The sequence below is a fragment of the Xenococcus sp. PCC 7305 genome, assembly GCF_000332055.1.
Lineage (GTDB): Bacteria > Cyanobacteriota > Cyanobacteriia > Cyanobacteriales > Xenococcaceae > Xenococcus.
The window spans coordinates 1-7583 of sequence record NZ_ALVZ01000039.1; the positions used below are offsets into that span (position 1 = coordinate 1).

Genomic DNA, 7583 nt, shown 5'->3' on the forward strand with positions numbered 1-7583 from the left:
GACCACTGGAGACAAAAATCATCTACGTCGCAAAAAATTGCTGTGATATCTAATCTTGATGTCATCATAAAATTAGCTGAGATTCTCTAATTCTGCTTATTATGAGTATACAATGTCAGCCTTTCTTTTCTCTCAAATTTTCGTCGAACTCACGTTAATATAAGTCAAATCATTACTTTACAAGAGAATAAATTTCTAATTAAACCTCTTTAGCTTCCTCTTCAGGTTTATTTTTGTGCTTTTTGTGAATTGCTAAAAACCCTGTTCCTATAGCTAAACCAGCTGCGCTTCCAATTACTGTTCCGAAAATAGGAATGACACTGCCAACCGCAGAGCCAACGGCAAATCCAGCTGTCATAGTACTTGCTAAAGCTCCAGCAGTAGCTCCAACTGCTGCACCTGATGTAGCGCCATAAGCTGCATTAATTAACTTTTGATCTATATCATTTGTGTTTTCTTTATTATCGTCACTCATTACAATAAACCAAGTACTTTACGTGATGATGCTACTAATATTGTAGTCGAAATCGCAGCAAAGATAGATGTCCATGCCAGTCTATGACCTGTGCTTAATTCATTATCATCTATTTGTCTAACAGTAGCAGCCACACCATAGGCAAAAGTTGCAAGAATCATACAGAAAATAATTCCACCTATTAATATTCCGATAAATTGACTACTTTCTGGCGCTTTTGTTGTAATGTCGCGAATCGCAGCGGCGGACATCGTAGTGCAATAAAAGCATAGTTGTCCATTGCTTAAAATTGAGAGCCAATCTCTGTCCATTCCAATAATCCATGCTCCCAACCAAACTAAGGGGATAGGCATAAGAGGAATAAGACTATTATAAAAAAGCCACTGCAATAAATCTAAATATTCAGACATTAAGGTTTAATCTATCTATTTCACCCATAAGCATACTGAAAGAAATTCAAAATGTTATTTAGAGACAAGATACTACTTGCCTCTAACAAATCTAGATTACTTATAAGCGTCCATTCCTTCACAAGAACAAACTAAATTGCGATCGCCGTAGGCATTATCAATCCGACCAACTGCGGGCCAGAACTTATGAACCTTAGTCCAATCAGCAGGGTAAGCCGCGTCTTCCCTGGTATAAGGATGATCCCATTCGCCACAGATTAAAGACTCAGCAGTATGGGGGGCATTTTTCAGTGGATTATTGTCCGCATCCATTTCGCCTTTTGCGATCGCATCTGCCTCTTGATAAATCGCAATCATCGCATCACAAAAACGATCCAACTCATCCAAAGATTCACTCTCTGTCGGTTCGATCATTACTGTGCCAATCACCGGCCAAGAAACTGTCGGAGCATGGAACCCAAAATCCATCAGACGTTTGGCTACATCTTCAACCTCTACGCGGGCGCGTTTTTTAATAGGACGTAGATCGATAATGCATTCATGGGCAACCAACCCGGATTCTCCGGTAAACAAGACTGGGTAATAGGGCTCAAGCCGTTTTGCCATATAGTTCGCATTTAGGATGGCAACTTTGGTCGCGTCGGTTAAACCTTTAGCTCCCATCATGGCAATATACATCCAAGAAATTGTCAGAATACTAGCACTTCCCCAAGGGGCAGCCGAAATCAAACCAATAGTTTTACCCTGGTCAGCATTAAGAGGAGTAGCGGGAAGATAGGGAATTAAATGAGCCCCAACCCCAATTGGCCCCATGCCTGGACCACCACCACCATGGGGAATACAGAAAGTCTTGTGCAAATTAAGGTGACAAACATCTGCCCCAAAATCTCCAGGACGACATAACCCAACTTGAGCATTCATATTTGCACCATCGAGATAAACTTGTCCGCCATGTTCATGAACAATGGAACAAATTTCTTTGATGCCTGACTCAAATACCCCATGAGTTGAGGGATAAGTAACCATTAAGGCCGCTAAATTAGCCTGATGCTTTTCTGCTAAGGCCTGTAAATTTTCTAAATCGATATCACCATCAACCCCACATTTAACCGCAACCACTTTCATGCCACACATCACTGCACTCGCAGGATTAGTTCCATGGGCAGACTCGGGAATGAGACAGATATTACGATGGGATTCTCCGCGATCGCGATGATATTGGCGAATTACTTGTAAACCGGCGTATTCTCCTTGGGAACCAGCATTTGGTTGCAAGGAAATACCAGCAAAACCTGTAATTTCTGCTAGCCAGGCTTCTAAAGTAGTAAATAACTCCTGATATCCCCTAGTTTGAGAAATAGGTGCAAAGGGGTGAATATTCCCAAACTCGGCCCAGGTAACAGGTATCATCTCCGCTGTAGAGTTGAGCTTCATCGTACAAGAGCCCAAAGGAATCATCGAACTATTAAGGGATAGATCCTTACTTTCCAATTGATGTAGATAACGCAATAATTCAGTTTCTGAATGATGTTTGTTGAATACAGGATCGCTTAAATATTGACTAGTACGTTGCAAGGAGCTCGGCAAATTTATCAGCTCATTACTAACGACATCTTGTAACTTGAACGGTAATTCATTTTTACCTGCAAAAACACGCCAAATATCAACCAAATCATCTTCACTAGTGGTTTCATCAAGTGAGATACCCACAGCATTCTCATCAATCAAACGCAAATTAATTCTTTGATTTGCCGCCAGTTTTACTAAATCCTGGGCATTACTCGCTTCCACTTTCAGAGTGTCAAAGAAAGACGGATTGGCAATTTTGTATCCTAATTTAATCAATCCCGCAGCCAAGGCAGCAGTTAGTTTATGTACTCGTGTCGCAATTTGCTTAATCCCCTCCGAGCCATGATAAACCCCATACATCGAAGCAATTACTGCCAGCAACACCTGCGCTGTACAAATATTACTTGTCGCCTTTTCCCGACGAATATGTTGTTCTCTAGTCTGCAAGGCCAATCTTAGAGCAGGCTTGCCATTAGAATCTTTAGAAACTCCGACAATACGTCCCGGCACTTGCCGTTTGTATTTATCTTTGGTAGCAAAATAGGCAGCATGAGGGCCGCCAAAACCTAACGGAACACCAAAACGCTGGGTGCTGCCAACAGCAATATCTGCACCGAATTCCCCTGGAGGAGTCAACAACGCTAGGGCTAAAATATCTGCGGCAACGGTTACTAATGCTTTGGTTTCATGAACCTTAGTGACAAACTCCCGATAGTCATAGATTGTGCCTTCTGTAGTGGGATATTGGAGCAAGGCACCAAAAATGGGTATCGAGAAATCAAAATCACGAAAATCTTCGATAATCAACTCAATGCCCAAAGGATTCGCCCGAGTTTTCAGCACTTCAATGGTTTGAGGATGGCAAGCGCGATCGACAAAGAAAGCTTCGGCTTTATTCCTGCACACACCATAGCTCATGCTCATGGCTTCGGCGGCGGCTGTCCCTTCATCCAACAAGGAAGAGTTGGCAATTTCTAAGCCTGTCAGCTCAATGACCATGGTTTGGAAGTTTAATAAAGCTTCGAGTCGTCCCTGGGCAATTTCGGCTTGATAGGGAGTGTAAGCAGTATACCAACCAGGATTTTCCAAAATATTGCGCAGGATCACCGGGGGCGTTAGGCAATTAGAATAGCCCATGCCAATAAAAGAACGATATACTTGGTTTTTAGATGCGATCGCTTTTAACTTAGCTAATGCTGCCGATTCACTTAAAGCAGTCGGTAGTTGGAGATCATTTTTGAGGCGGATTGTCCCAGGTACGGTTTTATCGATTAAATCATCCAAATCAGCTAATCCCAAACTCTTCAGCATTTGAGCTATTTCCGCTTCATTGGGCCCAATATGTCGATTTTGAAAGGAATCTGTCTTCAATAATTCCTTTGTTTCCAAATTAGTTACCTTTTCATTGCTAGAAGTGCGATCGCGGTTCAAGTCTAAATTAACCATCAGTATATTGCTATTGCTGTGTGCGAAAAAATAGTGACAAGCTGGAAAATTCCATTTTGAAGCCACTATTCAGGAATGGATTATCATTTAACAAACCTTAGCAAATTTTCATAATATTGTTAATTGATATCAACTTTATTTTGCAATTAAGACACGGTACATGATAAACAAGGCTAGACTAATATATCCAATTACTGCCATCCAATCTAGCCATTCACTCAGTACCATGTTGCGCTCCTCAAATTCTGTTTTTCCTTTAGATTATAAGAGCTTCACGATGCTTTAATGAGAAACAGGTTACCAAAAAAATGAGAAAGACCAAAATTTCCCAATCTCTAATCTCTAATCACTAATCTCGAAACTTAAAAATTAAAGATGAGTTCAAAAGATCAAGTCCATCCTCGCGCCCAAAAAGATCGTCTGGTAATCGATAAATTATTACAAGGAGAACCCAACGACTATAATTTACTCGAATTAGCTCGTATGACAATTCGCTATCGAGATTTTCCCGGTGCGAGAGAGATTCAAACGGATCTAGAGACGGTTATGAATAAATGGCAACTGACAGAAGAACAGTTATACCAAAAAACTCGTGCAATTTATGCTGTGAATAATCCCTACAGCGATCGCTTTAAATCCAACCAAAAGCAGGACTGGACTTGATTTAGTTATTTACTCAATCGTTCACAATCGGTTGATTTTTGTTGGCGCTGAGAATTAAGTGAATTTATGGCTTGACTTTTTACCGAACGTTCGGTAAATTAAATATAACGAGCAAAGATTTAAAGTAAAAAACCTAGAGGACAGAATAATGATGAAACTTTACGGACATGAACTTTCAGGGAATGCGTATAAAATCCGACTATTACTATCTCTACTCGGAATTGAATATCAATTTGTTCGAGTTGATTTGATGAAAGGAGAACATAAATCACCTGAATACCTAAAACTCAATGCTTTTGGGCAAGTGCCACTCCTAATCGATGGCGCAACAATTCTTCCTGATTCCCAGGCGATTTTGGTTTATCTCGCGGGAAAATATGGCAATGAACAATGGCTACCGACAAAACCAGAAGAATTAAGTCGAGTTGTCCGTTGGCTCTCCACTACCGCAGGAGAAATCCGTCAAGGAGTAGAATCAGCAAGACTATTTCATCTATTCAAAGTAAAAACCATCAATATTGAGGTTACCAATCAAAAATCAGCTTTTATTCTTGATCAAATAAATCTTCATCTAGCAGATAAAAAATGGTTAGAGTTAGGACGTCCGACCATTGCAGACATCGCAGCATTTCCTTATATTGCCCTTGCCCCCGATGGTAAAATCCCCCTAGATGGATATCCCCATATTTTGGCCTGGATTGAGCGTATTAAGCAATTACCTGGATTTGTTGGGATGGCTGGGATTAAAGCTCCTGCCAGTGTTACGGGCTAAGAGAAACACAGCAAAGTGACTAACAGAAAAAACAGTCACTTGCTCGGCAGCATAACTAAATAACCTCAATTCAATGGAGCGCAATATCTATGGCAAATCCAGGCTGGTCTCGCATCGAATCACCTTTTCACGCTGGAGAATTAGCAATACAGGCTCGGCTAGGAATCCAAGAGCGTATGGATAAGCAAGGCAGGCGAATGATCCGAGAATATTTAACAGAACAACATCAGCAGTTTTTTGCCCAATTATCCTATGTGATTGTGGGCACTGTAGATCAGTATGGCTCGCCTTGGGCTTCAATTCTCACAGGAGAACCAGGCTTTCTCTCAACTCCTAGCGATCGCATTTTACGAGTAACAGCTCAAGCTCTTGAGGGAGATCCTTTAGCGTATAACCTCAAAGAAGGTATAGACATTGGATTTCTCGGCATTGAACTCCATACTCGACGTCGTAATCGATTAAATGGAACTGTCTCCACAATTGATTCTGATGGCTTTACCGTCCAAGTCAGTCAAAGTTTTGGTAATTGTCCGAAATATATTCAAAATCGCATGTTTGAATTTGTTGAATCTCAGGGAAATATATCCCAACAGATTCATGAAATCACAAAGTTTGAAGCATGGGAACAAAACCTGATTGCTAATGCCGATACTTTTTTTATTACAACAGCCTATCAAGATGAATCTGCGGGGATAGCCAAAGGAGTAGACGTGTCTCATCGCGGAGGAAAACCAGGTTTTATAAGAATTGATGATGAGCAAACTCTTACTATTCCTGACTTTTCGGGAAATTGTCACTTCAATACGATTGGGAATCTAGAATTAAATCCTCAGATGGGATTGCTATTTGTCGATTTTTCTGGCGGCAATATCCTTTATCTGACAGGAACAGCAGAAGTGATTTGGGAAGGGTCGGAAATCAAGACCTACACAGGGGCAGAGCAGTTGATCCGCTTTCATTTGACAAAAGGATATCGATGTAAAGCTAGTCTTCCCTTGCGTTGGTCAAATCCAGATTTTTCACCTTTATTGGAGCGTACGGGGTCATGGTAACTAATGTAGTTTGGAATTCAACAGACAACTTTCGGCTTAGAGACTAATATGCCCTCACTATTCTTCAAAAGTCCAATTCCCAAAAAAATATTTTCTTCTTGATACATTCCTAAATAAATATCTTGAGCTGAAGTTTCAAAATTAGAATTCTCACAGTTTTCCTCAGCCAAAGGGATTGTCTGACCATAACACCACCGCTTGGCATTATCAGGGTTTAAAGTAACAGATTTTAAATGAGATAATAGTGAGTCTGGCTCAATTAGAGTGAAAGAATTCTGCTGTATTTGTTGATCAATACGATCAAAATCAATACTATTTTCAAGTCGCATCCCACAACTTTCAATACGAATTAAATTAGCGAGAGTTCCTCCCACTCCTAACATAGTGCCTAAATCTCTTGCGATCGCTCTAATATAAGTTCCCGGACTGCAAGATATTTCCACTTCAACTTCAGGATATTCTCCTGGAAGAAAATTCAGGATTTTAATCTGATAAATAGTAACAATTCTTGGCGGAACTTCAACAGATTCACCTTTTCTTGCCAACTCATAAAGTTTTTTCCCACCTTTTTTGATCGCACTATACATGGGAGGAATTTGTTCGATTTGACCTTGGAAATTATCCAAATACGGAACTATTTTCTCTTGACGAATATGGAGGGCAGACTTTGTGTTAATTATTTCTCCTTCTAAATCATCTGTTGAAGTGCTCATTCCCAAACGAATCACCGCTCGATAAACCTTGGTTTCGGGCAAAAACTGCAACAATCGAGTTGCCTTGCCCACCGCGATCGGCAAAACACCTGTAGCCAAAGGATCTAAAGTTCCTCCATGCCCTACTTTTTTCATATCTATTAGTCTTCTGATTTTTGAGACACAATCGTGAGAGGTAAATCCCGTAGGTTTATATAAATTGATAAAACCGAACATTATAAGATAAGTTTCAACTTCAAGTGCAAAAGCAAAAAGCCCTCTTTGATAAAAAGAGAGCTTCTTGTTGTTTTTTTGATGGAATGATAAACCTGGCACTGAGCTATTTTTCCGGGGGGCTACCCCCCAAGTATCTTCGCCGCTGCAACGTTTCACTTTCGAGTTCGGGATGGAGTCGAAGTGGGGCCATTGCGCTACTAGCACCAGGAAAGCTTTTTGGGCTCCTATTGACCTTGAACCCTCAAGACTGCATAAATACTCGATACT

At 40.6% G+C, this 7583-nt stretch carries 7 protein-coding genes and 1 rRNA gene; 3 read left to right on the plus strand and 5 right to left on the minus strand.

What is annotated here, in order from left to right; translation table 11 throughout:
• Window positions 1-199: 199 nt before the first annotated feature.
• The 3 genes from XEN7305_RS00595 to gcvP form a co-directional block, all read right to left on the minus strand.
• Window positions 200-475, minus strand: a complete 276-nt coding sequence (locus tag XEN7305_RS00595; RefSeq protein WP_006507360.1) for a hypothetical protein — start codon at window positions 473-475, stop codon at window positions 200-202.
• Complete coding sequence (locus XEN7305_RS00600; protein WP_006507361.1) at window positions 475-885, minus strand: hypothetical protein; 411 nt, start codon at window positions 883-885, stop codon at window positions 475-477. Before XEN7305_RS00600 ends, XEN7305_RS00595 begins: the two co-directional genes overlap by 1 nt.
• 96 nt (window positions 886-981) lie before the next feature.
• Complete coding sequence (gene gcvP / locus XEN7305_RS00605; protein WP_006507362.1) at window positions 982-3900, minus strand: aminomethyl-transferring glycine dehydrogenase; 2919 nt, start codon at window positions 3898-3900, stop codon at window positions 982-984.
• Between the two features lie 375 nt (window positions 3901-4275).
• On the opposite strand from gcvP, the gene XEN7305_RS00610 reads away from it, so the two are divergent.
• The 3 genes from XEN7305_RS00610 to XEN7305_RS00620 all read left to right on the plus strand — a co-directional run bounded on the left by XEN7305_RS00610 (window position 4276) and on the right by XEN7305_RS00620 (window position 6387).
• Window positions 4276-4563, plus strand: coding sequence for a DUF3288 family protein (locus XEN7305_RS00610; RefSeq protein ID WP_006507364.1), 288 nt, complete (start codon window positions 4276-4278; stop codon window positions 4561-4563).
• 148 nt (window positions 4564-4711) lie between these two features.
• A complete protein-coding gene (locus XEN7305_RS00615) occupies window positions 4712-5335 on the plus strand; it encodes a glutathione S-transferase family protein (protein ID WP_006507365.1) in 624 nt (207 codons plus the stop codon).
• An 89-nt stretch (window positions 5336-5424) separates the two neighbouring features.
• Window positions 5425-6387 (plus strand): pyridoxamine 5'-phosphate oxidase family protein, encoded by a 963-nt coding sequence (locus tag XEN7305_RS00620; RefSeq protein ID WP_006507366.1) that lies wholly within the window; start codon window positions 5425-5427, stop codon window positions 6385-6387.
• Window positions 6388-6404: 17 nt separating this feature from the next.
• Here XEN7305_RS00620 and truB read toward each other — a convergent pair whose 3' ends face one another.
• Together truB and rrf are read right to left on the minus strand one after the other, a co-directional pair.
• Window positions 6405-7316 (minus strand): tRNA pseudouridine(55) synthase TruB, encoded by a 912-nt coding sequence (gene truB, locus XEN7305_RS00625; protein ID WP_040896243.1) that lies wholly within the window; start codon window positions 7314-7316, stop codon window positions 6405-6407.
• Between the two features lie 90 nt (window positions 7317-7406).
• A 5S ribosomal RNA gene (gene rrf / locus XEN7305_RS00630) occupies window positions 7407-7524 on the minus strand.
• Window positions 7525-7583: the final 59 nt, after the last annotated feature.